This window comes from Streptomyces sp. 3-6 (assembly GCF_056323165.1).
The window spans coordinates 133,082-158,312 of the sequence record NZ_JBWHZP010000005.1 but is presented as its reverse complement, the minus strand read 5'-3'; the positions used below and the strand labels follow the sequence as shown (position 1 = coordinate 158,312).

At 71.4% G+C, this 25,231-nt stretch carries 36 protein-coding genes; 12 read left to right on the top strand and 24 right to left on the bottom strand.

All coding sequences use genetic code 11. The annotated features are described in order from the left end of the window. Positions 1-34 precede the first annotated feature (34 nt). The 18 genes from AC02VZ_RS09670 to AC02VZ_RS09585 all read right to left on the bottom strand — a co-directional run bounded on the left by AC02VZ_RS09670 (position 35) and on the right by AC02VZ_RS09585 (position 7,941). Positions 35-361: a hypothetical protein gene (locus tag AC02VZ_RS09670; protein WP_432053671.1), complete on the bottom strand. Its 327-nt coding sequence runs from the start codon at positions 359-361 to the stop codon at positions 35-37. 68 nt (positions 362-429) lie between these two features. After that, on the bottom strand, positions 430-1,050 hold the full coding sequence (locus tag AC02VZ_RS09665) for a hypothetical protein (RefSeq protein ID WP_432053670.1): 621 nt from the start codon (positions 1,048-1,050) through the stop codon (positions 430-432). A 75-nt stretch (positions 1,051-1,125) separates the two neighbouring features. Continuing rightward, on the bottom strand, positions 1,126-1,956 hold the full coding sequence (locus AC02VZ_RS09660) for a hypothetical protein (RefSeq protein WP_476475114.1): 831 nt from the start codon (positions 1,954-1,956) through the stop codon (positions 1,126-1,128). Further along, the gene (locus tag AC02VZ_RS09655; RefSeq protein WP_432053668.1) at positions 1,953-2,840 is read right to left on the bottom strand and encodes a PD-(D/E)XK nuclease-like domain-containing protein; all 888 of its coding nucleotides are present in this window, start codon (positions 2,838-2,840) and stop codon (positions 1,953-1,955) included. Before AC02VZ_RS09655 ends, AC02VZ_RS09660 begins: the two co-directional genes overlap by 4 nt. Next, positions 2,837-3,181: a hypothetical protein gene (locus AC02VZ_RS09650; RefSeq protein ID WP_432053667.1), complete on the bottom strand. Its 345-nt coding sequence runs from the start codon at positions 3,179-3,181 to the stop codon at positions 2,837-2,839. The genes AC02VZ_RS09655 and AC02VZ_RS09650 overlap by 4 nt, the downstream gene beginning before the upstream one ends. Positions 3,182-3,307: 126 nt before the next feature. Beyond that, positions 3,308-3,598 carry a hypothetical protein gene (locus AC02VZ_RS09645; protein WP_432053666.1) on the bottom strand — a complete coding sequence of 97 codons (291 nt, stop codon included), beginning with the start codon at positions 3,596-3,598 and terminating at the stop codon, positions 3,308-3,310. Positions 3,599-3,676: 78 nt separating this feature from the next. Further along, complete coding sequence (locus tag AC02VZ_RS09640) at positions 3,677-4,207, bottom strand: hypothetical protein (RefSeq protein ID WP_432053665.1); 531 nt, start codon at positions 4,205-4,207, stop codon at positions 3,677-3,679. A gap of 111 nt (positions 4,208-4,318) precedes the next feature. Then, a complete protein-coding gene (locus AC02VZ_RS09635) occupies positions 4,319-4,801 on the bottom strand; it encodes a hypothetical protein (protein ID WP_432053664.1) in 483 nt (160 codons plus the stop codon). 97 nt (positions 4,802-4,898) lie between these two features. Continuing rightward, the gene (locus AC02VZ_RS09630; RefSeq protein ID WP_432053663.1) at positions 4,899-5,033 is read right to left on the bottom strand and encodes a hypothetical protein; all 135 of its coding nucleotides are present in this window, start codon (positions 5,031-5,033) and stop codon (positions 4,899-4,901) included. Further along, entirely contained in the window at positions 5,030-5,296 is a 267-nt protein-coding gene (locus tag AC02VZ_RS09625; RefSeq protein ID WP_432053662.1) for a phiSA1p31-related protein, read from the bottom strand. The genes AC02VZ_RS09630 and AC02VZ_RS09625 overlap by 4 nt, the downstream gene beginning before the upstream one ends. Beyond that, positions 5,293-5,469 carry a hypothetical protein gene (locus AC02VZ_RS09620; RefSeq protein WP_432053661.1) on the bottom strand — a complete coding sequence of 59 codons (177 nt, stop codon included), beginning with the start codon at positions 5,467-5,469 and terminating at the stop codon, positions 5,293-5,295. Before AC02VZ_RS09620 ends, AC02VZ_RS09625 begins: the two co-directional genes overlap by 4 nt. A gap of 1 nt (position 5,470) precedes the next feature. Further along, complete coding sequence (locus tag AC02VZ_RS09615; protein ID WP_476475113.1) at positions 5,471-5,707, bottom strand: hypothetical protein; 237 nt, start codon at positions 5,705-5,707, stop codon at positions 5,471-5,473. Beyond that, positions 5,704-5,859 carry a hypothetical protein gene (locus AC02VZ_RS09610; RefSeq protein ID WP_432053659.1) on the bottom strand — a complete coding sequence of 52 codons (156 nt, stop codon included), beginning with the start codon at positions 5,857-5,859 and terminating at the stop codon, positions 5,704-5,706. Before AC02VZ_RS09610 ends, AC02VZ_RS09615 begins: the two co-directional genes overlap by 4 nt. Continuing rightward, positions 5,856-6,647 (bottom strand): hypothetical protein, encoded by a 792-nt coding sequence (locus tag AC02VZ_RS09605; RefSeq protein ID WP_432053658.1) that lies wholly within the window; start codon positions 6,645-6,647, stop codon positions 5,856-5,858. Before AC02VZ_RS09605 ends, AC02VZ_RS09610 begins: the two co-directional genes overlap by 4 nt. Further along, on the bottom strand, positions 6,644-6,928 hold the full coding sequence (locus tag AC02VZ_RS09600; protein WP_432053657.1) for a hypothetical protein: 285 nt from the start codon (positions 6,926-6,928) through the stop codon (positions 6,644-6,646). The genes AC02VZ_RS09605 and AC02VZ_RS09600 overlap by 4 nt, the downstream gene beginning before the upstream one ends. Further along, complete coding sequence (locus AC02VZ_RS09595; protein ID WP_476475112.1) at positions 6,925-7,275, bottom strand: hypothetical protein; 351 nt, start codon at positions 7,273-7,275, stop codon at positions 6,925-6,927. The genes AC02VZ_RS09600 and AC02VZ_RS09595 overlap by 4 nt, the downstream gene beginning before the upstream one ends. A gap of 100 nt (positions 7,276-7,375) precedes the next feature. Next, entirely contained in the window at positions 7,376-7,738 is a 363-nt protein-coding gene (locus AC02VZ_RS09590; RefSeq protein ID WP_432053655.1) for a helix-turn-helix domain-containing protein, read from the bottom strand. Then, positions 7,735-7,941, bottom strand: a complete 207-nt coding sequence (locus AC02VZ_RS09585) for a helix-turn-helix domain-containing protein (RefSeq protein WP_476475111.1) — start codon at positions 7,939-7,941, stop codon at positions 7,735-7,737. Before AC02VZ_RS09585 ends, AC02VZ_RS09590 begins: the two co-directional genes overlap by 4 nt. 271 nt (positions 7,942-8,212) lie before the next feature. On the opposite strand from AC02VZ_RS09585, the gene AC02VZ_RS09580 reads away from it, so the two are divergent. The 3 genes from AC02VZ_RS09580 (at position 8,213) to AC02VZ_RS09570 (ending at position 10,441) form a co-directional block, all read left to right on the top strand. Beyond that, the gene (locus AC02VZ_RS09580; protein ID WP_476475110.1) at positions 8,213-8,758 is read left to right on the top strand and encodes a helix-turn-helix domain-containing protein; all 546 of its coding nucleotides are present in this window, start codon (positions 8,213-8,215) and stop codon (positions 8,756-8,758) included. A 135-nt stretch (positions 8,759-8,893) separates the two neighbouring features. Next, positions 8,894-9,082, top strand: a complete 189-nt coding sequence (locus AC02VZ_RS09575) for a hypothetical protein (protein ID WP_432053652.1) — start codon at positions 8,894-8,896, stop codon at positions 9,080-9,082. Positions 9,083-9,106: 24 nt separating this feature from the next. Then, complete coding sequence (locus AC02VZ_RS09570; protein ID WP_432053651.1) at positions 9,107-10,441, top strand: tyrosine-type recombinase/integrase; 1,335 nt, start codon at positions 9,107-9,109, stop codon at positions 10,439-10,441. A gap of 86 nt (positions 10,442-10,527) precedes the next feature. Here the strand turns inward: AC02VZ_RS09570 and AC02VZ_RS09565 are convergent, their stop codons facing one another. Then, complete coding sequence (locus AC02VZ_RS09565; protein WP_432053650.1) at positions 10,528-11,754, bottom strand: acyl-CoA dehydrogenase family protein; 1,227 nt, start codon at positions 11,752-11,754, stop codon at positions 10,528-10,530. A gap of 172 nt (positions 11,755-11,926) precedes the next feature. Here AC02VZ_RS09565 and AC02VZ_RS09560 point away from each other — a divergent pair, with 172 nt between their 5' ends. Further along, positions 11,927-12,568 carry a TetR/AcrR family transcriptional regulator gene (locus AC02VZ_RS09560; protein WP_432053649.1) on the top strand — a complete coding sequence of 214 codons (642 nt, stop codon included), beginning with the start codon at positions 11,927-11,929 and terminating at the stop codon, positions 12,566-12,568. A 4-nt stretch (positions 12,569-12,572) separates the two neighbouring features. Here the strand turns inward: AC02VZ_RS09560 and def are convergent, their stop codons facing one another. Then, positions 12,573-13,115, bottom strand: coding sequence for a peptide deformylase (gene def, locus AC02VZ_RS09555; RefSeq protein WP_432053648.1), 543 nt, complete (start codon positions 13,113-13,115; stop codon positions 12,573-12,575). Positions 13,116-13,262: 147 nt separating this feature from the next. Between def and AC02VZ_RS09550 the strand changes: the two genes are divergently transcribed. The 5 genes from AC02VZ_RS09550 to AC02VZ_RS09530 all read left to right on the top strand — a co-directional run bounded on the left by AC02VZ_RS09550 (position 13,263) and on the right by AC02VZ_RS09530 (position 18,230). Then, positions 13,263-14,501, top strand: a complete 1,239-nt coding sequence (locus AC02VZ_RS09550) for a Mur ligase family protein (RefSeq protein WP_432053647.1) — start codon at positions 13,263-13,265, stop codon at positions 14,499-14,501. 48 nt (positions 14,502-14,549) lie between these two features. Continuing rightward, positions 14,550-15,278 (top strand): type 1 glutamine amidotransferase, encoded by a 729-nt coding sequence (locus tag AC02VZ_RS09545; RefSeq protein ID WP_432053646.1) that lies wholly within the window; start codon positions 14,550-14,552, stop codon positions 15,276-15,278. Between the two features lie 200 nt (positions 15,279-15,478). Next, a complete protein-coding gene (locus AC02VZ_RS09540; RefSeq protein WP_476475109.1) occupies positions 15,479-16,504 on the top strand; it encodes a 6-phosphofructokinase in 1,026 nt (341 codons plus the stop codon). 109 nt (positions 16,505-16,613) lie between these two features. After that, positions 16,614-17,564: a cytochrome c oxidase assembly protein gene (locus AC02VZ_RS09535; RefSeq protein ID WP_432053644.1), complete on the top strand. Its 951-nt coding sequence runs from the start codon at positions 16,614-16,616 to the stop codon at positions 17,562-17,564. A gap of 492 nt (positions 17,565-18,056) precedes the next feature. After that, on the top strand, positions 18,057-18,230 hold the full coding sequence (locus AC02VZ_RS09530; protein WP_362099162.1) for a hypothetical protein: 174 nt from the start codon (positions 18,057-18,059) through the stop codon (positions 18,228-18,230). A gap of 87 nt (positions 18,231-18,317) precedes the next feature. Here the strand turns inward: AC02VZ_RS09530 and AC02VZ_RS09525 are convergent, their stop codons facing one another. Genes AC02VZ_RS09525 through AC02VZ_RS09510 form a run of 4 tightly spaced genes read right to left on the bottom strand, consistent with a single transcriptional unit; the run spans position 18,318 to position 22,391 of the window. Continuing rightward, positions 18,318-19,523, bottom strand: a complete 1,206-nt coding sequence (locus tag AC02VZ_RS09525) for a sensor histidine kinase (RefSeq protein WP_362099159.1) — start codon at positions 19,521-19,523, stop codon at positions 18,318-18,320. After that, positions 19,520-21,232 carry a sodium/solute symporter gene (locus tag AC02VZ_RS09520; protein ID WP_476475108.1) on the bottom strand — a complete coding sequence of 571 codons (1,713 nt, stop codon included), beginning with the start codon at positions 21,230-21,232 and terminating at the stop codon, positions 19,520-19,522. Before AC02VZ_RS09520 ends, AC02VZ_RS09525 begins: the two co-directional genes overlap by 4 nt. 15 nt (positions 21,233-21,247) lie before the next feature. Continuing rightward, on the bottom strand, positions 21,248-21,604 hold the full coding sequence (locus tag AC02VZ_RS09515) for a hypothetical protein (RefSeq protein ID WP_362099153.1): 357 nt from the start codon (positions 21,602-21,604) through the stop codon (positions 21,248-21,250). Between the two features lie 16 nt (positions 21,605-21,620). Continuing rightward, positions 21,621-22,391 (bottom strand): LytR/AlgR family response regulator transcription factor, encoded by a 771-nt coding sequence (locus AC02VZ_RS09510; protein WP_432053642.1) that lies wholly within the window; start codon positions 22,389-22,391, stop codon positions 21,621-21,623. Positions 22,392-22,511: 120 nt separating this feature from the next. Between AC02VZ_RS09510 and AC02VZ_RS09505 the strand changes: the two genes are divergently transcribed. From AC02VZ_RS09505 to rocD, 3 genes are all read left to right on the top strand, one after another. Further along, a complete protein-coding gene (locus AC02VZ_RS09505) occupies positions 22,512-23,024 on the top strand; it encodes an Lrp/AsnC family transcriptional regulator (RefSeq protein ID WP_432053641.1) in 513 nt (170 codons plus the stop codon). 114 nt (positions 23,025-23,138) lie between these two features. After that, positions 23,139-23,951, top strand: coding sequence for a dimethylargininase (ddaH, locus tag AC02VZ_RS09500; RefSeq protein ID WP_432053640.1), 813 nt, complete (start codon positions 23,139-23,141; stop codon positions 23,949-23,951). After that, the gene (gene rocD / locus AC02VZ_RS09495) at positions 23,948-25,174 is read left to right on the top strand and encodes an ornithine--oxo-acid transaminase (RefSeq protein ID WP_476475107.1); all 1,227 of its coding nucleotides are present in this window, start codon (positions 23,948-23,950) and stop codon (positions 25,172-25,174) included. The genes ddaH and rocD overlap by 4 nt, the downstream gene beginning before the upstream one ends. Positions 25,175-25,231: the final 57 nt, after the last annotated feature.

The following is a 25,231-nucleotide window of genomic DNA, read 5'->3' as shown; positions in this document are numbered from 1 at the left end:
TTACGGGTGCGAGCGGCCCCCGATCGAGGTCGGGCTAGGTGGCGGCCGAGGTGCCGTGCTGCTCAAGCTCGGCGTCGGTCATGAGGTCGTGAGGGATGCGGCCGGTGCGGAGAACATCGCGCAGGTCGGCGGCGGCTTTGCGGTAGGCGGGGGCGCGGGTGGCCTGCCGCTCCTGTGCCTCGGTGAAGTGGGCGTAGAAGCCGGTGGGCAGTCCGGCGGAGAGGGCGTCGGCGTGCTCCTCCCAGCGGTCGGCAAGCGTGGCGAGCGCGGTCCGCAGGTCTGTCTCGGCTCGCGTGGGCAGGTCGTAGCCGGGGCCGCTGTGGGTGAGGGCCGCCCGCAGACGGCGCCAAAAGTCGGTCATCGCGTGGTCTCCTTGTCTGGTGGCGGCCGGCCGTATTTCGGGTACGGCCGGCCGCCGTGCGGGGTGGGCTAGAAGGGGACGTGGTCGCTGAGGGCGGGCTGCTGGAGGGTCATCCGCAGGAGGTGGCGGCCGATGTCTCCGGAGAGGTCGAACAGCTCTCGCTTCAGTTCGTGGGCGAGCTCCCGGGCCCAGAGGTGGACTTCCTCGTTGTTGCTCTGGATGAAGGCCTGGGCGATGTGCAGGGAGACGACGGAGAGGGCGGCCTGCTCGGCGGTGACGCCGGGCCCCCACCACGGGCCGGTGGTCGGCTGCTTCTTGGTGTCGCTGTTTGCCTCGCTGTAGGTGGCGGTGTGTCGGGCGGTCCACGGGTCGTTGGCCGGTGCGGTCTCCGGTGCGGCCTGCCCGTGCTTGTCGTGTTCGTCTGCGTGGTTGCGTCCGCAGTCGCCGCGGCGGCGTTCGTCGTTGTTCATGAGGGAGCAGGGCATGCGGCCGGTGTCGAGGAGGTGGCGCAGGTCGCGGATGTTCCGCAGGTAGATGTGCCGGTAGTCGGTGTAGCGGCGGGTGAGGTCGTCGTCGAGGTTGTCGGCCTTGGCTTGGTAGGCGTCGGCGACTTCCTGCCAGCGGTCGATCAGCGTGTCGAGGAGCTCGCGGGACAGGGCCTGCGTGGTGTCGGTCTGGTTGATGGTCATGGGGCCGTGTTCTCCTGATCTGGGCCGGGGCCCCGCTTGTTTGCGGCGAGCGGGACCCCGACCCGCGGGTGTGGGCTACTGGGTGGGGGTGTCGGCCGGCTTCGGCGTGCTACCGCCAACGAGCTCGTCCGCGGTGACGCGGGGGGCCGGGAACTCGTCCTCGGCGGTGACCTCGCCGCGCTGGATCGACTTGTAGATGACGAGCAGCTGGGCGACGTCGTGCTCGGTCCACTTCGCGGACGGCCGGTCGAAGCGGTTCTCGATGCGGTCGACGGTGATGCCGATGCCCTCGAACGTCTTGATGGCGTCGGCGACCCGCTGGGCGAGCGGCTTACCGCCGCCGTCCCGCAGCGTCTGGTTGCACAGCTCCTTCGCTTCCTCGACGAACCAGGGCGGGAGGATCGCGAAGATGGCCTCGCGGACGCGGCGGGCGCCGTTGTTGGCGTTGTTCTCGTAGATGTCCCGCATGTCGGTGAGCTGCTTGGAGCCGTTCTTCGTGTCGCGGCGGTGCGGGACGATGAAGGTTGAGGAGTTGCGGGAGTTGGTCTGGACGTCCCAGGCGAAGGCCTGCATCTCGGACTGGCCGTAGTCGTCGTCGCGGCGCATCTCGACGAGGCCGTACTGCACGTTGCCCCAGACGCGGGCGAGTTCGCGGGCCAGGTGGACGGAGGCTCCCGTGACGGTGGAGCCGCCGCGGGAGTAGCGGAAGAAGGCGCGCTCGGCGAGGCCCTGCTGCTTGCAGGATTCGCGCATCTCGGCGACGGCGGCCTGGATGTTGCGGGGGCACTGCTGGGCGACGACGACGGCGGCCTGGACTTCGGCGGCGGCCCTCGACTGCTCGACCGCGGTGCCCTGCCCGATGCGGGCCGGGGCGTTGTTGGACGGGACGGGGATGGGCTGGTTCACAGGTACTCCTGTTCGTCACGCTTCTCCGCGTAGGGCGGAAGGGGCAGGTAGGTGATGGCGTCGTTGAAGCCGGGCCAGGTGTCGGTGCGCTGGCATTCGGCGTAGATGGACAGGGCGCGGTCGTTGCGGGCCGCGCCGAGCGTGAGGGCGGGGAAGTCGAGCTCGACCAGGTGCACCAGGTAGGGCGCGGTCTTCGCCTGGAACACGAAGATGAACGCGGGCTCGATGTCGCCGGCCAGGCCGAGGGCCTTCACCGCGTCGAGGTACCAGGCGGCCTGGGCGTGGTAGCCGTGCTCGTAGACGGCCCGCTGGAGGGCGGTGGGGTCGACGGCGCGGGCGGTCTTGTAGTCGACGACGACGAGCCGGCCGTTCTCTTGCCGGTGGGGCATCCAGTCGGGGCGGGCTCGCCGCCACACGCCGTGCTTGTTGTCCTGCCAGAACAGGGACTGTTCGGCGATGCCGTTGCCGGGGGCGAACAGCTTGCCCGCGGTGGGGTGCTGGCGGATGGCGTCGGCCATCGCCGTCACCTGCTCGTACTCCTTGCGGAGCAGTGGCGTCTTGCCCTCGTCGTAGGCCAGGTCGCGGAGTTCGCGGGCGGCGACCTTCTTGTAGTCGGGGAAGTCGATCACTTCGAGTTCCGGGCCGTCACCGAGCACCAGCATGTGGGCGGCGTGTCCGATGTCGAACTCACGCTTGTGCGGCTGCTGGTTGTCGCGGTCGTGTTTGAACTGGGCGGGGCAGCCGGGGTCAAGGAGCTTGCGGGCGCCGGAAGAGGAGAGGCTGCCGCCGGGCACGGGGTCGCCGTGGTAGACGTCGATCGGCATGCCCGAGTAGATGCCGGGCTCCGTGACGACCTGCGCGTCGACCTCGACCGCGGCGGTCACTGCTGGTCTCCGTCGGCGCAGGTCTCGCAGAGGCCGGTACGGAGGTCGTGGGGTCCGGTGGTGTCGCCGCAGAGGGGGCAGCCGAGCGGGCCGGTGGTGTTCTGGCCGGTGGCGATGTTCTGGAGGTGGGTGATGCCGTCGCGGTCGTACTTGGCGAGGAGGACGGCGGCCCCGTAGTCGGGGAACGCGGTGGCGAGCTGCTTGGCGGCGGTGAGGTCGGCGCGGTCGATGAGGGTGATCAGGGCGGCGTGCCAGTCGCCGGCGGGGATGCCTTTGTGTCCGTAGTGGAAGAGGACGTGCGCGGCCACGTGGGCCGGGATTGCGGTGGTTTGGGTGGTCATGTCTCCTGCTTTCGGGTGTGGTTGTTGTGGGCCGCCAGCCCTGACCGGGGGGTGGTGCAGGGCTGGCGGCCCCGGATGCCGCGGAACCGGGGGGAGGCTCAACGCGGCTGGTATGGGAGGTGCGGGTCAGGCGGTCAGCGTGATGACCTGCGAGGTGCCGTCGGCGTAGTTCTCGTGTCGGCGGATCTCGCCGCTGTGGCCGAGGACCCGACGCACCGTGGCGTCGATGGAGTCCTGCAGGGCGGCGATGAGTTCGGCGCGCGTGGCGTCGGTGAGGTCGTCGCTGGTGGCGATATGGACGGCGGCCTCCCACCCGCTGGTGGCCAGGCCGTAGCCGAACGTCGGTCCGGGAGTGAGGCGCGCGGTGTCGAGGGCGTTGGACCACTCTTCGGCGGTGACGGGCTTGAGGGTGCTCATGAGTTTTCCTCCGTGGGATGCTCGGGTGGGGTGCCCCGCCGGATTCCGCCCGGCGGGGCGCTTCTCGTGGGCGGTGGGTCAGTTGGCGCCCGCCGCGGTGACGATGCGGTCGTGGGCCTCGTTGAAGTCGTTCGTGTCGAGGCCCATCCACGGCACGGTGCTGTGCATGGCGGTAAGGATGTCCACCGCGCTGTAGCCGTCGGCGGTGTACTGGGCGGCGGCCTTCTCGATGTCCGCGTCGTTGTAGGTGCCGTTACGGGAGACGTCGCCGCGCATGTACTCGGTGTTGATCGGGAGGCAGTCGACGTGGGCGAGCCGGTTGAACAGGGCCCGGTGGTCGACTTCGGCTTCGAGGGTGGCCGGCTGCTGGGTCCAGTCGTGCAGGCTTGCCATGATCTGGGCGCCCTTGAGTGCGTTCTCGCGGCGCATGGACTCGGCGATGCAGCCGCCGGAGTGGTGTCCGATGTTCCAGCGGCAGGGGTTGTTGAGGGCGAGGTCGTGCGGGAGGCGGAAGACGACCAGACCGGGCGCGGCCTGGATGGCGTCGGGCACCTCGTAGTGCTCGCCGTGGCGGCCGAGCATGGTGTAGGTGGTGATCTCGTCGATCATCGGGAATCCCTCCGTGGGATGCTGGTGTCGGATCCCCGGGCGGTCGCTTCGCTCGGGGGTTCTTGGTTGCCGTCCCGGGCCGGCCTTGGTCATCCGGCCCGGGGCGGCGGTTCAGGGGGCCGGGATGGGCTGGGTGTCGTCGTCGGGTCCGATGTGGCCGGGGTCGGTGACGGGGCCGAGGCGTCCGGCTGCGGCGGCTGCCCAGAGGGGGCGGACGTCGATGGGGCCGGTCGCCTGGTCTTCGATGGCGCTGGTGTCGCGGACCATCGGCGGCACGTCGATGCGGTTGGTGTTGGCTTCGGCGGCGAGTTGCGGGCCGAAGCGGGCGCGTAGGGCGAGTGCGTCGTCCCGCCACGTGTCCCGTTCGGCGGTCAGGTCGTCGATGTCGGCCTGCTGCTGGACGACGATCTCTTCCGCTTCGGCCTGCTTGCTGTGGGCTTCGGCGAGCTGCTGGTGGAGGAGGGCGAACGCGTCGTCGGCTCCGGTGATGAGCGTGAGCAGGCGGCGGTTCTCGTCGCGCAGTTCGGCGACCTTGTCGACGGCGCGGCGGCGGCCGGTGCCCTTCAGGGCCGGTATCAGGTCGGTGAAGCTCACTGCTGCTCCTTGCGTGCTCGGATGCGGGCGGAGATGGGTTCGCCGTGGAGGAGGAGGAAGACGGTGGCGGCGGCGATGAACACCACCGCCACGCTGCTCACGGCTCCCCCGTGATGTCGTCGATGGTCATGAGTCCGGTCTCGATGGAGGCGATGAGGTCGGGGTCGGTGATCCAGGCGGGTACGGTCCGGGCCGGCTCGCCCGCCGGTGTCTCCGGGGTGGGCGCGGTCACCGGGTGACCCTCTGCCGCAGCACCTGCCGGTAGATCGAGGCGGTCGCCTTACGCGGGGTCGGGATGAGCGGCCCGTGCCAGGCGTACAGGTCCGGCAGGGACAGCACGCCAGGCTGGAAGAAGCTGCTGCCGCGCATCGTGGCGCCCATCAGCGGCTCGCCCGCCGCGTTGCGGTCGCCGGTCCACTGCCACTCGACACCGGTCACATCCGTGTAGGTGACGGCCAGATCGAAGACGACACCGTCATGCAGGTAGGTGCTCATCGAGTGATCACCCATCCGGGGTCGAGGCGGGCTGCCTCAAGGTTGTGGAGGTAGTCGCGCAGCTGAGGGCCGGTCCAGGTCCGCTCGTCGGGCCCGTACTGGCGGCGGGCCTCGACGTCGATACGGACCAGGGCCTCCTCGACCACGTCAGCGGGTGCGGTCACGGTGGCCATGTCACGCCACCTCCTTGAGGGCCTGGCGCTGCGTCCAGGCGAGGAGTCGGGCGGCGGCCTCGGCGAGGTCTGCGACCGCTTCCGGGCTGGCCTGGGTGACGGTGATCGCGATCGAGCTGCCGGGCTCCCCGATGACGAGGCGGGCCTGCTCCCGGCCGTCGAAGCCGCGGTCGAACTCGGCGCGGACGGGCCCGTCGTTGAGGTCGACGTTGATCCCGCCGTAGATGTCGGCGCTCACGGGGTCTCCTTGGGGGTGGGTTTGGTGGCGCCGCGGGCGGCGCGGCGGGCGAGTTTCCTGCGGCTGCGGGCCGACGACCGGCGCAGCCGGCCCGTCGGATTGAGGCCCACCCGCGGGTTCGTCGGCGCGGGCGACTTGGGCTGGCCGGTCACGACGGCTCCTCAGTGCGGTCGTCGAGCCCGACGTGCCGGTGCACGTCGTAGTCGTCCTCGCCGTAGGCGTAGGGCTCCCACTCGCCCCGGGAGTGCCGCCAGCCGAGGGCCGTTCGCTCGCCGTTGTCGGGGTGCGTGGTGACGGTGTCGACGCGGAACTTCCAGTCGGTGTCGTGCTCGGGGTTGGTGTAGGTGTGGCCGGGCTCGTAGAAGTCAGCGGGCAGCATCCGGGTGTTGTTGGCACGGATTGCGCCTCGTTCGATCTTCGAGGCGAGAATCGAAGCGGTGTCGCCCTGCACGGTCTGGTTGGCGGCCCGGAACTCGCGAGCCTTCTTCACCAGCCACGTGGTGACCTCGGTGAGGACTTCGGCACGGTCGACGGCGCGGGCCTCCAGATCGGCGACGCGGGCAGTGGCCCCGCCCAAGTCCGAGTCCAGGCGGGCGATCTCCTCCGTCGCCTCCCTGAGCGAGGTGCGGCAGCGCTCCCAACCCGCCACGGCGGCGGCGTGGTCCTGCCCCTTCGCCGCGAGGTCGGTCTCCAGCTCGGCGACCCGGGCGCGAGCCCTCGTGAGTTCCGCGTGCATCGCGTGCAGACGGCTCTCCAGATCGGCCGTCACCTTCGTGGCGTCCCACCGCGAAGACCTCATCCGCTGGACCTCGGCCAGCAGGGCGGGGACGTGGTCGGCGACGGCGTGCGCGGTGCAGCAGGCGAAGCCGAGATCCGGGTGTGCCTCGTAGGCGGCCAGATCCTGCGCCATCTTCGAGATCGCGGCACCGTTGACCTTCACAGCGAGCCTCCCGCGTCGTGGCGGGCCCACATCTCCCGGTCGGCGGCGTGCGCCTCCCAGTACGTGTAGAGCAGCTCGTCCAACGCCTGCTCCTGCTCGCACTCGGGCAGCCGCTTCAGGGCCAGCCGGCCGATCTCCTCGACCTCGAACCCCTCGGGGCGGGTCGCCAGCAGGGTTTCCTCCGCCGCGCGGAACATGGTCTCCAGCGGCGACAGCATGCGGACCTGGGAGGTGATCCGGTCGAAGTCATCCAGCGGGAAGCCGGGCGTCAGGTCACTCATGCCGCACCGCCCTGGCCGTCGCGGGGCTGGATGACCATGTTGTTCTTGTCGGCCCACGTGCGGGCCTGCTTCTCGCTGGACTGCTTGCAGAACTCGATGAAGTCCGCGTAGCCGTAGGCGACGTACTGGATGGAACCGAAGTGGAGGACCGCCTCGGTGTTGCCGTTCGCGTCCACCTCGACGTCCAGGCCGTGCGTGGCGGCGAACTCCCTCACAGCCTCGTTCGTGGTGAGGGGCAGCAGGAAGCGCTCGGACATCGGGGTCGAGACGTCGGGGTGCTGCTCCAACCAGTCGGTGAACTTCCGCAGGCTGGCGATGTAGGCGTTCCGGTCTGAGATCATGGACACGGTGGTCCCTTTCGTTGCGTGCTCTGGATGGGGATCACGAGGCCGGTCCCGTAGGCGCGGGGTCGGCCTCACATGCGCTCAAGCAGCAGCGCGGGCCGGCTCAGGCGGCGACGGGCTTGGCGTACTTGTGGGGCACGCGCTCGCCCTGGCTCTGCACCCAGCGGATGTGGGCGGCCGTCATGCGCGGCGACTTGCCGATGTACGTGTGCGGGATGCGGCCCTGCTGGATGTTCTCGACGACCCAGTTCTCGGTCTTGCGGAGGGCCTTAGCGGCTTCCTCCGGGGTGAAGCACTGGATCTCCGGGTCGACGGCCGCCTGCCTCACGGCGAGCAGCTCGGTGACTGCGGCGAGCTGCTCTACCACTGCGGCGAACTGGAGGATGAGCGCCGGTTCGTCGACTGGCTGCCGGCGGGACTCAGTGGGGGTGTTGTCGTTCGGGGGTCCCAGGTTCTTCCTGGTCACGGGGTCTCCTTGTGGGTTATGGCAGTGATGGGCACGTTCAGACGTTCGGCGTAGAGGTGGAGGGTCCGGTCGCCTGCTCCCTGTTGGTCGCGTTCGACCCGGGAGAGGTAGCCGGGGTTTCGGCCGATGTCTTTGGCGAGCTGCTGAAGGCTGATCCCCCGTGCCTCGCGGATGGCCTTCATTGCCGCTCCGTTGGGTCTCACAGGACCCAACGTAGACCCATTTAGCGGCAGCAGGCAAGACGTTGGTCCGGGTTTATTGGGTGTTTCTCTGGCTTCATTGGGTGTCCGTTGGGGCGTGAGCGGCTAACCCGTGGCCAGGGGTGCACGGCGTGCACCGGCGCACTCACGTTGCGGAGGCGCAACGAGGGGCTAACAAGGCAACAAAAATGCGCCCTCTAAGACCGATCAATCCTGGTCAGTTGGGGGATGTGCTAGGTGCGCGTTGCCAAACCGTGCGGCATGATGGGGTGCCATGACAGAGGACCGGACCAACCTGCAATGGCCGCGGCTCGCCACCGCCATCCGCGTGGCCCGCGAAGCCCGCGGCCTCACGCAGTTCGCCCTCGCAGAACTCGCCGACATCAGTGAAAGCACCGTCCAGAACCTCGAGGACCCCAGCCGCCGCCCCAGCCGCATCCCGCCCTCACTCGCCAAGGTCGAACCCCACCTCGGCTGGGCAGCCGGCTCCGGCAGTGCCATCCTCCACGGCGGCGAAGCCGCCCCCACACCGCCCCCGCATCAGAGCGCAGCCGACCGGGCCGCCAGCAAGGGCACGCTGCGCGACAAGCTCCCCCTGCGCGTCGTCGACGAACTGGAGAGCGACGACCCCCTGCTTGAAGCGCAAGTCATCCAACTCCCCGGAGCCAAGGGAGTCCGCATGACCGTCGTCGTCCATGGCCAGCCCGACGCCACACCCGAGCAGATCCAAGAAGCGCTCATCGCGTGGCGCAAAGCCGAACGAAACCTCCACCGCCTCCCTGACCTGGACGACGAACCCAAGAAGGCCAACGGGGCGTAACCGAATCCACACTTGTCGCGTTCTTTCCCTCCCGCCGCGGCCGGACATGTGCTGTCATTAACTGACCACAATGGGGGGCGCCCGCGGTGGTATTGGGGGACACCTATGCCCGTGCGGGTAGTGTCAGTTTCACGCATGCCTCACAACGTGCGCATCTGGGTCGAAGACTGCGCCGACAGCCGCTTCAACGTCTACATCGACAGCCGCCTCGTCACACCCGAAGGCGCACAAGCACTAGAGAAGATCCTCACCGCCACAGTCCGCGGATGGCGCCGGCTCGACGACATCACCGTCTACCGGGCCCTTCGGACAGTCACCGGCTGACGGCCGCAGGCATCCGAGGCGACCATGGCATACGGCGAGAAGCGGGGCTACGACAAGCGAGCCCGCAAGTGGCGGTACCGAGGCCGATACAAGCTCCCCAACGGCAAGTGGGGGTCGGTCTCCAAGGACGAGAACGGGCAACCGTTCTACAGCGAGCGGGCAGCCGAGCAGTACGCGCACGGCCTCGAGGTCGATGTGCGCCGCAAAACGTTCATCAACCCGAACGACGGCCGCATCACACTGGCCGACTGGACCGAGCGGTGGATGACGACCCTCGACCTGGCCCCGCTCACCCTCAGGGAGTACCGGCTCCGGCTCAAGAACCGGATCCTGCCCGAGTGGGGGTCAGTGCCGATCAAGGACATCACCCCGTCAGCGGTAACCGCGTGGACCCTCAGGCTGCGCGACAAGGAAGGGCTGTCGAAGAACTCCGTCGAGGGCATCGTCTCGGTGTTCCGCATCCTGATGGAAGACGCAGTCGCCGAGCGGCTGCGCGCCGACAACCCGGTCGTCGCGGGCCGGAACCGACGGCGTGGGCGGTTCCAGCCGAGAGTCAGAGTGGAGAGGTCGATTGCCACGCCGCGGCAGGTTCTGCTGATCGCCCTGAACGGGCTGGCCCTGCGCGGCCTCAACGAGTACGCCCTCGTGCTGGCGACCGCGTACACGGGGCTGAGGATCGGCGAGGTGGCCGGCCTGCACCGCGACCAGCTGGAGCTGGAGGACACCGGCCGCGGGGCGCGCCTGCACTCGGTCGAGCAGGCCCAGTACGTCGACGGTGAGTTCACGCAGATCGGCAACAAGTACGACTCGGGTCGTGGCCTCATCATTCCGCCGTTCCTTGCTGAGCTCCTGCGGCAGCTCATCGAGTCTCGGCCGGACAGCGAGTGGGTGTTCACGGCGCCGAAGGGCGGCCGGCTGCTGCGGGGTGGGGACTGGTATGCGGGGACCTGGCGTCCGATGGTGGCCGGCCGGGCGCCCCGGCCTGTCGTCCGTGGGGCGAAGGAGCGGCCGGGTGTGCGTCCGGTGCTGGGGGTGGAAGGGCTGACGCCGCACGGGCTGCGGCACAGTCAGAAGGTGTGGCTGGACGAGGGGAGGCATCCCCGGGTGGCTGTTGAGGCTCGGATGGGGCATGAGCTTCAGGGCATTGAGGGGGTGTACTCGCATGTGACGCTTGCTATGGAGCGGGCGATCGCGGACCATCTGCAGGAGTTGTGGGAGGCGTCGCAGCGGGTTGTGGTGGACCGGCGGGAGTTCGGTCCGTATCCCCCGCTGACGCCGACGAAGGACCAACTCCGTAAGCGTCGATACCGGGAGAGAAGTCGATCTCCCATTAGTCTCCCAGACGTGGTTAGTTCTTGATCAGTTCGGCGAAGGCGGCCCTCTCGGTGATCCGGGAGGGCCGCCTTCGTGGTGCTGATCTACGCGTGTCCTGCTGGTGTGACGGGTCAGCGGATGGGCATGCCCGACAGGGTGCGGGCGATCACCAGGCGCTGGATCTCGCTCGTGCCCTCGAAGATCGTGTAGATGGCGGCATCGCGGTGCATCCGCTCGACCGGGTACTCCCGGGTGTAGCCGTTGCCGCCGAGGATCTGGATCGCCTGGGCGGTGACCTGCTTGGCGGTCTCGCTGGCGAACAGCTTGGACATGGAGCCCTCCGCGGCCGTGAACGGCTTGCCGTTGACGGCCATCCAGGAGGCGCGCCACACCAGCAGGCGGGCGGCGTCGATCTGGGTGCGCATGTCGGCGAGCTGGAAGGCGACGCCCTGGTTGTCGATGATCGGGCGGCCGAACTGCTCCCGGGTGGTGGCGTACTCCAGGGCGACCTCGTAGGCGGCGCGCGCGGTGCCCACCGCCATGGCGCCGACCGCGGGGCGGGACGCCTCGAAGGTGGCCATCGCGGCGTTCTTGACGCGCTCGCCGCCCTGCTTCGCCTTCTCCCGGGCGCGGGCCAGGCGCTCGTCCAGCTTCTCCTTGCCGCCGAGCAGGCAGGAGCCGGGGACGCGCACGTCGTCCAGGACCACCTCGGCGGTGTGCGAGGCGCGGATGCCGTGCTTCTGGAACTTCTGGCCCTGGGAGAGGCCCGGGGTGCCCGGCGGGATGATGAAGGAGGCGTGGCCCTTGGAGCCGAGGTCCGGGTCGACGACCGCGACGACGACGTGGACGTTGGCGATGCCGCCGTTGGTGGCCCAGGTCTTGGTGCCGTTGATCACCCACTCGTCCTTGGCCTCGTCGTAGACCGCGCGGGTGCGCATGGAGGCCACGTCGGAGCCGGCGTCGGGCTCGGAGGAGCAGAAGGCGGCGACCTTGACGTCGCTGGCGTCGCCGTACATCTGGGGGATCCAGGTGCCGATCTGCTCCTCGGTGCCGTTGGCGAGGACGCCGACGGCCGCGAGGCCGGTGCCGACGATCGACAGGGCGATGCCCGCGTCGCCCCAGAACAGCTCCTCCATGGCCATGGGGATGCCGAGGCCGGTGGGGTCGAAGTACTGCTGGGCGTAGAAGTCGAGGGAGTAGATGCCGACCTTGGCGGCCTCCTGGATGACCGGCCAGGGAGTCTCCTCACGCTCGTCCCATTCGGCGGCGGCGGGGCGGATGACGTCGGCGGCGAAGCCGTGCAGCCAGTCCCGCACCTCCTTCTGTTCGTCGTTGAGTTCCATGGTGAACTCGGCCATGACTCCTCCAGCGGCGGCACACGTACGATGTTACTTGCGGTAACCGCAGTCTGTTACCGGGCGGTAGGGAATGTCAACTCCCCGGGACCGCCCGCATCCCGTCCGGGGCCCCGGACACCGTCAGTGCTAGTTTGCGCAGGCGTCACCGAATCAGCACGGGTGGGGAGAGCTCATGAACACCACACAGCGGACCGGCCAGCAGCGGTCCGCCGACCGCCGCCGGCGCGAGCTGCTGGAGGCCGCCGACCGGGTGGTGCTGCGCGACGGCCCGGGAGCCTCGATGAACGCCATCGCCGCCGAGGCCGGCATCACCAAACCGATCCTCTACCGGCACTTCGGTGACAAGGGAGGACTGTACGCCGCCCTGGCCAAACGGCACACCGACGCGCTGCTGTCCTCGCTGCGGGCCGCGCTGGACGCCCCCGCCGACCGCCGCCAGCGGGTCGAGGCCACGCTGGACACCTACCTCGCGGCCATCGAACTGCGCCCCCAGGTGTACCGCTTCCTGATGCACCCGGCGGAGGGCACGCCCAGCGAGCAGGGCTTCGACGTCGGCAAGCACTCCGCGCCACTGCTGCGCCGGATGGGTGAGGAGCTCGCCCAGGTCATCGAGGAACGGCTCGACCTCGGACCGGCCAGCCACCAGCTGGCCCGCGTCTGGGGCCACGGCATCGTCGGCATGATGCACGCGGCCGGGGACTGGTGGCTCGGCGAACGCCCCTGCACCCGGGCCGAGTTGGTCGCCGCCCTGGCGGACCTGCTGTGGGGCCGGCTGGCGGCGGCGGGCGACCGGGTCGGCGGACCCGGCTTCTGACGGCTCAGCGACCGCTCCAGGGCGCCCGCGCGGCCCGCCGCAGCAGCCGGCGCCGGCGCCACCCCGTCAGACGGTCGGCGTAGACCCGGCCGTCCAGGTGGTCGCACTCGTGCTGGAGGCAACGGGCGAAGAACCCGGTGCCGTGGACGGTGACCGGTGCGCCGGTCACCGTGAACCCCTCGACGACCGCGTGGTCGTGGCGCTCGGTGCCGGCCTCCAGTCCCGGCAGGGACAGACAGCCCTCCGGACCGCGCAGCACCACACCGTCCGCCGTGGTCAGCCGCGGGTTCACCACGTGGCCCAGGTGCCGGACGTCCTCGTCGTCGGGACAGTCGTAGACGAAGACCCGCAGCGGCTCGCCGATCTGGTTCGCGGCCAGGCCCACCCCGTGGGCGGCGTACATCGTGGCGAACAAGTCCTCCACCAGGCGGGCCAGTTCGGGACCGAAGTCGGTGACCTCGCGGCACGGGGCGTGCAGCACCGGGTCGCCGAGCAGGGTGAGGGGCCGCACGCGCCCCCGGACGCCGGGGATGGAACCGTGTCGCATGGCGGCAAGGGTACGGTCCTTGCGGCAACGCCCGTCGTACGGCGGTGCCGCCGTTCTGGAGCGCGGAGCGATCTCGATAGGCTGAGGCCCACACCACGTGGCCGTCCCCCACCGGCGCGGCGCGTACGCAAGGAGGATCGAGAACTGATGGCAGGCAACTCGGACCCGCTCACGCCGCGGGCCAAGCTGGCCGTGACCGCCGGCAAGGCGGTCGCGGCCGCATCGCGCGCCGCCGGGCGGGGCAGCGGTTCGGTGATCGGCGGCCGGGTGGCGCTGAAACTCGACCCCGACCTCCTGGCCCGGCTCGCCCAGCACCTGGAGGTGACCCTCGTCTCGGCGACCAACGGCAAGACGACCACCACCCGGCTCATCGCCGAGGCGCTCAAGGCGGCCGGCCCGGTCGTCTCCAACGCCCTCGGGGCCAACATGCCGGCGGGCATCACCTCGGCCCTCGCGGCCGGCGCGGAGTCCCGGTTCGGCGTCATAGAGGTCGACGAGAAGTACCTGGTCGGCGTCGCCCAGGCCACCGACCCCAAGTGCATCGCGCTGCTCAACCTCTCCCGCGACCAGCTCGACCGGGCCGCCGAGACGCGGATGCTCGCGGAGAACTGGCGCGAGGGCCTGGCCGGCTCCAAGGCCGTGATCGTCGCCAACGCCGACGACCCGCTGGTGGTGTGGGCCGCGTCCTCCTCCCCCAACGTGATCTGGGTCGCCGCCGGCCAGATGTGGAAGGACGACGCCTGGTCCTGCCCGTCCTGCGGCGGTGTGATGCAGCGCCCCGGCGACGACTGGTTCTGCGGCGAGTGCGGCTTCCGCCGCCCCACCCCGAGCTGGGCCCTGTCCGGCGACCACGTCCTCGACCCGCACGGCTCCGCGTGGCCGATCCACCTCCAGCTGCCCGGCCGCGCCAACAAGGCCAACGCGGCCAGCTCCGCGGCCGTCGCCGCCGTGTTCGGCGTGCCCCCGCAGGTCGCCCTGGAGCGCATGTACCAGGTGCAGGCCGTGGCCGGACGCTACGACGTCGTCCAGTTCCAGGGGCGCGACCTGCGGCTGCTGCTCGCCAAGAACCCCGCGGGCTGGCTGGAGACGTTCTCGCTCATCGACCCGCCGCCCACCCCGGTGATCCTCTCCGTCAACGCGCGCTCCGCGGACGGCACCGACACCTCCTGGCTGTGGGACGTGGACTACACCCGGCTGACCGGCCACCCGATCTGCGTGGTCGGCGACCGGAAGCTGGACCTCGCGGTGCGCCTGGAGGTCGCCGACCAGCAGTTCCAGGTGTGCGAGAACCTCGACGAGGCGGTGCGGCAGTGCCCGCCCGGCCGGATCGAGGTCATCGCCAACTACACCGCCTTCCAGGACCTGCGCCGTCGCGTCGGCAACTGACGTCCCGGCACCCCCGACGCACGACGTACTCACAAGGACAGTGACTTCATGAGCGACAACAGTCTGCGGGTCGTCTGGATCTACCCCGACCTGCTCAGCACCTACGGCGACCAGGGCAACGTGCTGGTGGTGGAGCGCCGGGCCCGGCAGCGCGGGCTCGACGTGGCCCGGCTCGACGTGCGCAGCGACCAGCCGATCCCGACCTCCGGCGACATCTACCTGATCGGCGGCGGCGAGGACCGCCCGCAGCGGCTCGCGGCGGAGCGGCTGCGCCGGGACGGCGGACTGCACCGGGCGGTGGAGAACGGCGCCATCGTCTTCTCCGTGTGCGCCGGCTACCAGATCCTCGGCCACGAGTTCATCAACGACCTCGGCCAGCGCGAGCCCGGCCTCGGGCTGCTGGACGTGGTGTCGGTGCGCGGCGAGGGCGAGCGGTGCGTCGGGGACGTGCTGGCGGACATCCACCCGCAGCTGGGCCTGCCCCCGCTGACCGGCTTCGAGAACCACCAGGGCGTCACCCACCTCGGCCCCACCGCCCGCCCGTTGGCCCAGGTGCGGTTCGGCAACGGCAACGGCACCGGGGACGGCACCGAGGGCGCGTTCAACGACACGGTGTTCGGCACCTACATGCACGGCCCGGTGCTGGCCCGCAACCCGCTGATCGCGGACCTGCTGCTGAAGCTGGCGCTCGACGTCAACGCACTGCCGCCGACCGACGACCGCTGGTACGAGGCCCTGCGCAACGAGCGGATCGCCGCCGCGCAGCAGCCCGCGTAGCCAGGCGCCGTCCGCCTGCTCGGCCCCGCGCCGGGCCCGCCGCACCGGGCCCGTCTGACGGCTGGTCCGCACAGGTGAGCGGAGTCGTCCAGCAGGCGGACGCGCGCTACGGCACGGCCCCCCGGTGGGGCTAGGGTGGCGGGGATCGAACCGGACAGCGCGGTCCGGTCCCGGCCCACTCGAGAAGGTTGTTGCGGGCTATGCGCATTGGTGTCCTCACGTCCGGCGGTGACTGCCCCGGACTGAACGCCGTCATCCGGTCGGTCGTGCACCGTGCCGTCGTCGACCACGGCGACGAGGTCATCGGTTTCCGGGACGGCTGGAAGGGCCTCCTGGAGTGCGACTACCTCAAGCTGGACCTCGACGCGGTGGGCGGCATCCTGGCCCGCGGCGGCACCATTCTCGGTTCCTCCCGCGTCCGCCCCGAGCACCTGCGGGACGGCGTGGAGCGGGCCCGCGGCCACGTCGAGGAACTCGGTCTCGACGCGATCATCCCGATCGGCGGCGAGGGCACCCTGAAGGCGGCCCGGCTGCTGTCCGACAACGGCCTGCCGATAGTGGGCGTGCCGAAGACCATCGACAACGACATCGCCGGCACGGACGTCACCTTCGGTTTCGACACCGCCGTGGGCGTGGCGACCGAGGCCCTGGACCGGTTGAAGACCACCGCCGAGTCCCACCAGCGGGTGCTGATCGTGGAGGTCATGGGCCGTCACACGGGCTGGATCGCGCTGCACTCCGGCATGGCGGCCGGCGCCCACGCGATCGTGGTGCCCGAGCGGCCGTTCGACATCGACGAGCTGACCGCGAAGGTCGGCGCGCGGTTCTCGGCCGGCAAGCGGTTCGCCATCGTGGTCGCCGCCGAGGGCGCGAAGCCGCGGCCCGGGACGATGGACTTCGACGAGGGCGGCAAGGACGTCTACGGCCACGAGCGGTTCGCGGGGATCGCGCGCCAGCTCTCCCTCGAACTCGAGTCGCGCCTGGGCAAGGAGGCGCGGCCGGTGATCCTCGGCCACGTCCAGCGGGGCGGCACGCCGACGGCGTACGACCGCGTGCTGGCCACCCGGTTCGGCTGGCACGCGGTGGAGGCCGTGCACCGCGGTGAGTTCGGACACATGACCGCGCTGCGCGGGACGGACATCGTGACGGTGCCGCTGGCCGAGGCCGTCGAGACGCTCAAGACGGTGCCCCAGGAGCGGTACGCCGAGTCGCAGTGCGTGCTGTAGCCACGGCGCGCGGACGTTGAAGCCGCCCCCGGTCGCAGCCGCGGCCGGGGGCGGTTCTAGTCTGGGTCCGGACAGACAGCGCACAACCCCACGAAACAGGAGCCGGCGGATGGACCACAGCGGGCACGGCATGACGATGGATCTGCCGCCGTTCACGCTGGGACGCGGACTCGCCTGGTCGGCGGACCCCTTCTTCCTCGTCGCCTGCCTCCTGGGGCTGGCCCTCTACGTCTGGGGCGTGGTGCGGCTCACCCGGCGGGGCGACAAGTGGCCGGTCGGGCGGACCGTGTCCTTCGTCCTCGGTGTGCTGAGCGTCGGACTGATGATGTGCACCGCGCTGAACGACTACGGCATGGTCATGTTCACCGTGCACATGGTGCAGCACATGGTGATCAGCATGGTCTCGCCGATCCTGATCCTGCTCGGCGCCCCCATCACGCTGGCGCTGCGCGCCCTGCCGACGGCCGGCCGGGGCCGCACGGGAATCCGCGAACTGCTCCTGAAGCTGCTGCACAGCCGGTACATCCGGGTGATCACCCACCCGCTGTTCACCATCCCGATGTTCATCGCGAGCCTGTACGCGCTGTACTTCACCCCCGGGTTCGACTTCCTGATGGGCTCCCGGGTGGGGCACATCGCGATGATGGTGCACTTCCTGGCCGTGGGTCTGGTCTTCTTCTGGCCGATCATGGGCGTGGACCCCGGCCCGCACCGGCCGAACCATCTGATGCGGATGCTGGAGCTGTTCGCGGGCATGCCGTTCCACGCGTTCTTCGGCATCGCGCTGATGATGGCGTCCACGCCGCTGGTCTCGACGTACGCGAACCCGCCCGCGTCGCTGGGCATCGACGCGCTCGCGGACCAGAACGCGGCGGGCGGCATCGCCTGGGCGTTCAGCGAGGTGCCGTCCGTCATCGTGCTGATAGCGCTGCTGTTCCAGTGGTACGCCTCCGACAAGCGGCAGGCCAAGCGCCAGGACCGGGCCGCCGACCGGGACGGGGACAAGGAGCTCGAGGCGTACAACGCCTACCTGGCCTCGCTGCACGCCCGCGGCGGCTGAGCCCCCTCCCCGCCCCCTGCGCGGGGAGGGGCCCGAGGCGTGCGGGCGGCGCACGGCCCGTCCGGCGACGGGGGCGGACGGGCCGCTGTCCGGCCCGCCGGGCCGCCGGTCCGGCACCGGGCTCGCCGGCACCGCGACGCTGCCCTGCCGCACCGGGACCGTCCGGACGGGGCGCTCGGCGCAGCGGGGCGGCCGGTGCCCGGCGGGGCGATGCGGCCGGTGCCGGGGCGCGACGGTACGAGGAGCAGGTCCCCGGATTCACCCGACCGGGTGAGGACGGTCGCGCTGTCCGCCGCCCGGTCCGGAACGGCCGTCGCGGCCTGCTCGCGGGAGGCGCCGCCGCGGGACCACGGCGTCGCCCCCTCGCCGCACGGTCCGGGGCCCACGTCGGCGACAAAGCGGGGCAAGGCGGCCCGCACGCCGTCGTGCACACCGTGAAGCGGCGGAACGGGGGCACCATGGAGGGAACCGAACCATGAGGAGGGTGTCGCGATGCCCGGTTCTGCGAACGGTTCCACCCAGGTGAAGACCATGGGAGCGCTCACCATCGGCGCGCTCGTCGCCGTGACGGCCTACACGGTGGCGCTCGGCAGCAACGGCTGGCTGTGGTTCGGCTGGGTCGTCCTGGGCGTGATCACGCTCGGAATGGCGGCCACGCGCAGCTGAGGCCCGCGCGTGGCGGAACGGTCCTGCTCACCCCGTCCCCACTCACTTCCGTCCCCGCTCACCTCGTCGCTGCTCACCTCCTCCCGCTCACTTCGGGGCGAGGCGCCCTCCGGAATGGACCCCGGGCTGGTACTTCGGCAGCCGGACGGTGATCTTCATGCCCGCCCCCTCGGCGGTCTCGATCACCAGTCCGTGGTCGTCGCCGTAGACCTGCCGGAGCCGGTCGTCCACGTTGGACAGGCCGATGCCGCCCGTGGAGCCGGCCTCGCGGGCGAGGATCCGGCGCAGCAGCTCGGGGTCCATGCCGGCGCCGTCGTCCTCGATCACGACGAGGGCCTCGGCGCCGGCGTCCTGCGCGGTGATGCGGATGTGGCAGGTGTCGGCCTTGCCCTCCAGGCCGTGCTTGACCGCGTTCTCCACCAGCGGTTGGAGGCAGAGGAAGGGCAGGGCGACGGGCAGCACCTCGGGGGCGATCTGCAGGGTCACGGCGAGCCGGTCGCCGAAGCGGGCGCGCACCAGGGCCAGGTAGTGGTCGATGGCGTGCAGTTCGTCGGCGAGGGTGGTGAAGTCCCCGTGCCGGCGGAACGAGTAGCGGGTGAAGTCGGCGAACTCCAGCAGCAGCTCCCGGGCGCGCTCGGGGTCGGTGCGCACGAACGAGGCGATCACGGCGAGCGAGTTGAAGATGAAGTGGGGCGAGATCTGCGCGCGCAGGGCCCGGATCTCCGCCTCGATGAGCCGGGTGCGGGACTGGTCGAGGTCGGCCAGCTCCAGCTGGACGGACACCCAGCGGGCGACCTCCCCGGCGGCCCGCACCAGCACCGCGGACTCCCGCGGCGCGCAGGCGACCAGCGCGCCGTGCACCCGGTCGTCGACGGTGAGCGGGGCGACGACGGCCCAGCGGACCGTGCAGTCGGGGGTGTCGCAGACGAGCGGGAAGGCCTCGCCGCGGCCGGAGTCGAGCGGGCCGGTGAGGCGTTCCATGATCTCGGCGCGGTGGTGGGAGCCGACGCCGTCCCAGGCCAGGACCCGTTCGCGGTCGGTGAGGCACAGGGCGTCCGTGCCGAGCAGGGAGCGCAGCTTGCGGGCCGCCTTGCGGGCGGTCTCCTCGGTGAGGCCGGCGCGCAGCGGGGGCGTGGCGAGGGAGGCGGTGTGCAGGGTCTCGAAGGTGGCGTGCTCGACGTCGGTGCCGAGACCGGCCAGGCCGGCCGGGCGCGCGGTGCGCCGCCCGAGCCAGAACCCGGCGGCCAGCAGGGGCAGGACGGCGACCAGCAGCCCGGCCAGGAAGCCGCTCACGTGGAGACCTCCGTGCGCAGTTCCTCCGGCAGGTGGAAGCGGGCCAGGACGGCGGCCGTACCGGGCGGTACCCGGCCGGGGGTGGCCAGGGACACCACGATCATGGTGAGGAAGCCCAGCGGCACCGACCACAGCGCGGGCCAGGCGAGCAGCGCGTGCCAGGCGCCCTCCCCCGGGTAGCCGGCCATGGTCGCGGCGACCGCGAGGAAGGCGGAGCCGCCGCCCACCAGCATCCCGGCGGCGGCTCCGGGCGGGGTGAGGCGCCGCCACCAGATGCCGAGGACCAGCAGCGGGCAGAACGACGAGGCCGAGACGGCGAAGGCCAGGCCCACGGCGTCAGCCACCGGCAGTCCGCCCACGAGGAGGCTGCCGGCGAGCGGGACGGCCATGGCGAGCACCGTGCCGAGCCGGAAGTGCCGCACGCCCCGGGACGGCAGCACGTCCTGGGTGAGGACCCCGGCGACGGCCATGGTGAGCCCGGACGCGGTGGACAGGAACGCCGCGAACGCTCCCCCGGCGACCAGCGCGCCGAGCAGGTCGCCGCCCACTCCCCCGATCATCAGCTGGGGCAGGAGCAGGACGGCGGCGTCGGCGTCGCCGGTGAGGGTGAGTTCGGGGGCGTACAGGCGGCCGAGGGCGCCGTAGACCGGGGGCAGCAGGTAGAAGGCGCCGATCAGGCCGAGGACGGCGACGGTGGTGCGGCGGGCGGCGACACCGTGCGGGCTGGTGTAGAAGCGCACCACGACGTGCGGCAGGCCCATGGTCCCGAAGAAGGTGGCGAGGATCAGGCCGTAGGTGGCGTACAGCGGGCGCTCCTCGCGGGACTCGGCGCGCGACGGGGAGAGGGCGTCGTCGGCGCCGCGGCCGGCGGAGGGCACGTCGGTGCCCTCGGCGAAGGTGAGGCGGGTGCCGCCGGCGATGTGGTGGGTGCCCGCGGGCAGGGCGACCTCGGCCCCTGCGTGACGGCGGCCGTCGACCGTGCCGTCGACGGTGACGGTGAGCGGTTCGTCGAGCCGGAGGGTGAGGGCGTCCTCGACCCGGACGACGCGCTGCTCGCGGAAGGCCGCCGGTTCGTCGAAGGCGTGGCGGGGCGCCCCGTCGCCCTGCCAGGCGAGCACCAGGAAGAGGGCGGGGACGAGCAGGGCGGTGAGTTTGAGCCAGTACTGGAACGCCTGGACGAAGGTGATGCTGCGCATCCCGCCGGCGGCGACGATCGCGGTGACGACGACGGCGACGCTCACCCCGCCCAGCCAGTCGGGGGCGCCGGTCAGCACGGTGAGGGTGAGTCCGGCGCCCTGGAGCTGGGGCAGCAGGTAGAGCCAGCCGACGCCGACGACGAAGGCCCCGGCCAGCCTGCGCACCGCCTGGGAGGCCAGCCGGGCCTCGGCGAAGTCGGGCAGGGTGTAGGCGCCCGAGCGGCGCAGCGGGGCGGCGACGAACAGCAGCAGGACGAGGTAGCCGGCGGTGTAGCCGACCGGGTACCAGAGCATGTCCGGGCCCTGGACGAGGACGAGGCCGGCGATGCCGAGGAAGGAGGCGGCGGAGAGGTACTCGCCGCTGATGGCGGCGGCGTTCAGACGGGGGCCGACGGTGCGGGAGGCGACGTAGAAGTCGGAGGTGGTGCGGGATATGCGCAGGCCGAAGGCGCCCACGAGGACGGTCGAGACGAGGACGAGGGCGACGGCGGGGACGGCGTAGCTGGAGTTCACGGCGGACGACCGGGGTCAGCGGTCCTCGACGAGCCGCACGAAGTCGCGTTCGTTGCGTTCGGCGCGGCGCACGTACCAGCGGGCGAGCAGCACGAGGGGGACGTACAGGCCGAAGCCCAGCACCCCCCACTCCAGGCGGGCGTCGGGGGCGGCGGCGAAGACCAGCGGGAGCGGGCCGATGAGCAGCGCCAGCACGGCGAACACGGTCAGTCCGGCGCGCAGTTGGATGCGCATCAGGGAGCGGACGTAGGTGTGGCCGAGGGTGGTCTGCTCGTCGATCTCGGTGCGCGGGCGGTAGTAGCCGAAGGAGCGGCGCGCCCGGCGGGGCGGGCCGGTGACGACCACCCGGCGCTCGGTCGGGTCCTGGGGCATGGCGTCTCCTCCTCCCCTAGCCCGCGGTCCGGCGCATCAGCAGGTCGCGCAGTTCGCGGGCGTGCCGTCTGCTGACCTGGAGTTCCTCGGAGCCGATCAGCACGCTCACGGTACCCGCGTCGAGGCGGAGTTCACCGATGTGGGCGAGGGCGACGAGGTGGCGGCGGTGGATGCGCACGAAGCCGCGCGAGCGCCAGCGTTCCTCGAGGGTGGACAGGGGAATGCGCACCAGGTGACTGCCCCGGTCGGTGTGCAGGCGGGCGTAGTCGCCCTGGGCCTCGACGTGGGTGATGTCGTCGACGGCCACGAAGCGGGTGACGCCGCCGAGTTCGACGGCGATGTGGTCCGGGTCGGGTTCGTGGACCGGGATGCGGGGGGCGCTCTCGCGGGGGGCGGGGACGCGCCGTTCGGCGATCCGGCGGACCGCCTCGGCCAGGCGTTCCCGGCGGACGGGCTTGAGGACGTAGTCGACGGCCTTGAGTTCGAAGGCCTGGACGGCGAAGTCCTCGTGGGCGGTGACGAACACGACGAGCGGCGGCCGGGCGAACCCGGAGAGCAGCCGGGCGAGGTCGAGGCCGTCCAGGCCCGGCATCTGGATGTCGAGGAAGACCACGTCGATGGCGTCGGGCCCGTCGGGGCCGGACTCCAGTGCGCGGTTGATGCGGCGCAGCGCCTCGGTGGCGTCACCGGCGCCCTCGGCGCTGTCGACGCGGGGGTCGGCGTTGAGCAGGTAGAGCAGTTCCTCCAGCGAGGGGCGTTCGTCGTCGACGGCGAGGGCGCGCAGCATGGCCGGGAGTCTAGAGCCGATCGTCACGTCTGGACACGTCCCGGGGCGGACGTATCCGCAGGACAGGGTGGGCCGACGCGGTTGCCGCTCGCGGCGGGCCGGGCTGGATACAGTGCCGCCATGAGCAGCAGGCCCACGCCGTTCGACGACCTCGACCGCAAGATCGTCAATGCGCTGATGGCGAACGCCCGGTCGTCCTTCGCCGAGATCGGCGCGGCGATCGGGCTGTCGTCGACGGCGGTCAAGCGCCGGGTGGACCGGTTGCGGGAGACCGGGGTGATCACCGGGTTCACGGCGACGGTGGAGCCCTCGGCGCTGGGCTGGCGGACCGAGGCGTACGTGGAGGTGTACTGCGAGGGGGCGGCGCCGCCGCGGCGGCTGGCGGAGGTGGTGCGCAACCACCCGGAGATCGCCGCGGCGATGACGGTGACCGGCGGGGCGGACGCGTTGCTGCACGTGCGGGCCCGGGACGTGGAGCACTTCGAGGAGGTGCTGGAACGCATTCGTGCCGAGCCGTTCGTGCGCAAGACGATCAGCGTCATGGTGCTGTCCCACCTGCTGCCGGACAGTCCGGAGGCCGGTGCGAGCCAGCCCGCGCCGGACCACGCAGCAGACGTGCGCCCGAACGCCTGAAGACGCAGCGTTCGTGCGTGGACGCGCAGCCGTTGTCGCTTGTCGGCGTCCCGGCCCGCTTCCTACCGTGGACTCACCCCCGTCGTCACCGTGTGGAAGCGGAGGAAACCCTCTGTGTCCGATCCCCGTGTGCCGAGCCCGCGGCGCTACCTCGTCTGCGAACCCAGACACTTCGCCGTGCGCTACGCGATCAACCCCTGGATGCACCCCGACCGTCCCGTCGACGTCCCGCTGGCGCGGCGCCAGTGGCGGTCGCTGGTCGACGCCTACCGGGACCACGGCCATACCGTGGAGAACGTGAAGCCCGTCCCCGGTCTGCCCGACATGGTGTTCGCCGCCAACGCGGCGGTCGTCGTGGGGGGCAGGGTGTTCGGGTCCCTCTTCCACGCGCCGGAACGCCGTCCGGAGTCGGCGGCCTACGAGGCGTGGTTCAAGGCGGAGGGCTACGAGGTGCACCACCCTGAGTCGGTGTGCGAGGGCGAGGGCGACCTGGTTCCGGCCGGGCGCTGGATCCTGGCCGGCACCGGCTTCCGCACCACGCCCGAGGCGCACCGCGAGGTGCAGGAGCACTTCGGGGTGCCGGTGATCGGCCTGACGCTGGTGGACCCGTACTTCTACCACCTGGACACGGCGCTGTTCGTGCTGGACGACGAGAACGTGGCGTACTACCCGGAGGCGTTCTCGCCGGGCAGCCGCGAGGTGCTCGCCCGGCTGTACCCGGACGCGGTGCTCGCCACCCGCGAGGACGCGATGGCCTTCGGCCTGAACTCCGTCTCGGACGGCCGTCACGTGTTCATCTCGCCCGGGGCGACGGCCCTCGCCGGCCGGCTCGCCGACCGCGGTTACGTTCCCGTCCCCGTCGACCTGTCCGAGTTCCACAAGGCCGGCGGCGGCATCAAGTGCTGCACTCAGGAGATCCGCTCATGACCACTGCCGCCCGCACCCGTTCGTCCGCCGGCCTGATCGGCGCCGAGGAGCCCGTCCTCGCCCACAACTACCACCCGCTGCCCGTGGTCGTGGCCCGCGCGAAGGGCACCTGGGTGGAGGACGTGGAGGGCCGCCGCTACCTGGACATGCTGGCCGGCTACTCGGCGCTCAACTTCGGCCACCGGCACCCGGAGCTGATCGACGCCGCGCACCGCCAGCTGGACCGGCTGACCCTGACCTCGCGGGCCTTCCACAACGACCGGCTGGCGGAGTTCGCGGAGCGGCTGACGGCACTGACCGGGCTGGACATGGTGCTGCCGATGAACACCGGCGCGGAGGCGGTGGAGAGCGCCGTGAAGGTGGCCCGCAAGTGGGCCTACGACGTCAAGGGCGTCCCGGCGGACCGGGCCACGATCGTGGTGGCGGCGGACAACTTCCACGGCCGGACCACGACGATCGTTAGCTTCTCCACCGACGAGGTCGCCCGCGGCGGCTTCGGCCCCTTCACGCCCGGTTTCCGCGTGGTCCCCTACAACGACCTGGCGGCGCTGGAGGAGGCGGTCGACGCGACGACGGCGGCGGTGCTGATCGAGCCGATCCAGGGCGAGGCCGGCGTGATCATCCCGGACGACGGCTACCTGGCCGGGGTGCGGGAGCTGACCCGCCGGGAGAACTGCCTGTTCATCGCGGACGAGATCCAGTCGGGCCTCGGCCGCACAGGCCGGACGCTGGCCGTGGAGCACGAGGCGGTCGTCCCGGACGTGGTCCTGCTCGGCAAGGCGCTGGGCGGCGGCATCGTCCCGGTGTCGGCGGTGGTCGCCCGCCGCGAGGTGCTGGAGGTGCTGCACCCCGGGGAGCACGGGTCGACGTTCGGCGGCAACCCGCTCGCGGCGGCGGTCGGCACGGCGGTGGTGGAGCTGCTGGAGACGGGCGAGTTCCAGCGCCGGGCGGCGGAGCTGGGCGTGGTGCTGCGCGGCGGCCTGGAGTCGCTGGTGGGCAAGGGCGTCGTCGGCTTCCGCTCGCGCGGCCTGTGGGCCGGGGTGGACGTGGACCCGGCGCTCGGCACCGGGCGCGAGGTCAGCGAGCGCCTGATGCGCGAAGGCATCCTGGTCAAGGACACCCACGGTTCCACCATCCGGATCGCGCCCCCGCTCACGATCACCGCGGACGAGCTGTCGGGGGCCCTGGGGACCCTGGAGAAGGTGCTGAGCCGGGGGGCCTGACCCCGGTGCCGACGGGGCGGCGGGCACGGGGCCGGGCGGCCCGCGGGTCCGCCGGTC

Bases quoted from the DNA above. Each gene is read 5' to 3' on its own strand.
- AC02VZ_RS09670 (WP_432053671.1), bottom strand. From the start codon at position 361: ATGACCGACTTTTGGCGCCGTCTGCGGGCGGCCCTCACCCACAGCGGC.
- AC02VZ_RS09665 (WP_432053670.1), bottom strand. From the start codon at position 1,050: ATGACCATCAACCAGACCGACACCACGCAGGCCCTGTCCCGCGAGCTC.
- AC02VZ_RS09650 (WP_432053667.1), bottom strand. From the start codon at position 3,181: ATGACCACCCAAACCACCGCAATCCCGGCCCACGTGGCCGCGCACGTC.
- AC02VZ_RS09645 (WP_432053666.1), bottom strand. From the start codon at position 3,598: ATGAGCACCCTCAAGCCCGTCACCGCCGAAGAGTGGTCCAACGCCCTC.
- AC02VZ_RS09640 (WP_432053665.1), bottom strand. From the start codon at position 4,207: ATGATCGACGAGATCACCACCTACACCATGCTCGGCCGCCACGGCGAG.
- AC02VZ_RS09625 (WP_432053662.1), bottom strand. From the start codon at position 5,296: ATGAGCACCTACCTGCATGACGGTGTCGTCTTCGATCTGGCCGTCACC.
- AC02VZ_RS09620 (WP_432053661.1), bottom strand. From the start codon at position 5,469: ATGGCCACCGTGACCGCACCCGCTGACGTGGTCGAGGAGGCCCTGGTC.
- AC02VZ_RS09600 (WP_432053657.1), bottom strand. From the start codon at position 6,928: ATGAGTGACCTGACGCCCGGCTTCCCGCTGGATGACTTCGACCGGATC.
- AC02VZ_RS09580 (WP_476475110.1), top strand. From the start codon at position 8,213: ATGACAGAGGACCGGACCAACCTGCAATGGCCGCGGCTCGCCACCGCC.
- AC02VZ_RS09575 (WP_432053652.1), top strand. From the start codon at position 8,894: ATGCCTCACAACGTGCGCATCTGGGTCGAAGACTGCGCCGACAGCCGC.
- AC02VZ_RS09570 (WP_432053651.1), top strand. From the start codon at position 9,107: ATGGCATACGGCGAGAAGCGGGGCTACGACAAGCGAGCCCGCAAGTGG.
- AC02VZ_RS09565 (WP_432053650.1), bottom strand. From the start codon at position 11,754: ATGGCCGAGTTCACCATGGAACTCAACGACGAACAGAAGGAGGTGCGG.
- AC02VZ_RS09560 (WP_432053649.1), top strand. From the start codon at position 11,927: ATGAACACCACACAGCGGACCGGCCAGCAGCGGTCCGCCGACCGCCGC.
- def (WP_432053648.1), bottom strand. From the start codon at position 13,115: ATGCGACACGGTTCCATCCCCGGCGTCCGGGGGCGCGTGCGGCCCCTC.
- AC02VZ_RS09550 (WP_432053647.1), top strand. From the start codon at position 13,263: ATGGCAGGCAACTCGGACCCGCTCACGCCGCGGGCCAAGCTGGCCGTG.
- AC02VZ_RS09545 (WP_432053646.1), top strand. From the start codon at position 14,550: ATGAGCGACAACAGTCTGCGGGTCGTCTGGATCTACCCCGACCTGCTC.
- AC02VZ_RS09540 (WP_476475109.1), top strand. From the start codon at position 15,479: ATGCGCATTGGTGTCCTCACGTCCGGCGGTGACTGCCCCGGACTGAAC.
- AC02VZ_RS09535 (WP_432053644.1), top strand. From the start codon at position 16,614: ATGGACCACAGCGGGCACGGCATGACGATGGATCTGCCGCCGTTCACG.
- AC02VZ_RS09530 (WP_362099162.1), top strand. From the start codon at position 18,057: ATGCCCGGTTCTGCGAACGGTTCCACCCAGGTGAAGACCATGGGAGCG.
- AC02VZ_RS09515 (WP_362099153.1), bottom strand. From the start codon at position 21,604: ATGCCCCAGGACCCGACCGAGCGCCGGGTGGTCGTCACCGGCCCGCCC.
- AC02VZ_RS09510 (WP_432053642.1), bottom strand. From the start codon at position 22,391: ATGCTGCGCGCCCTCGCCGTCGACGACGAACGCCCCTCGCTGGAGGAA.
- AC02VZ_RS09505 (WP_432053641.1), top strand. From the start codon at position 22,512: ATGAGCAGCAGGCCCACGCCGTTCGACGACCTCGACCGCAAGATCGTC.
- rocD (WP_476475107.1), top strand. From the start codon at position 23,948: ATGACCACTGCCGCCCGCACCCGTTCGTCCGCCGGCCTGATCGGCGCC.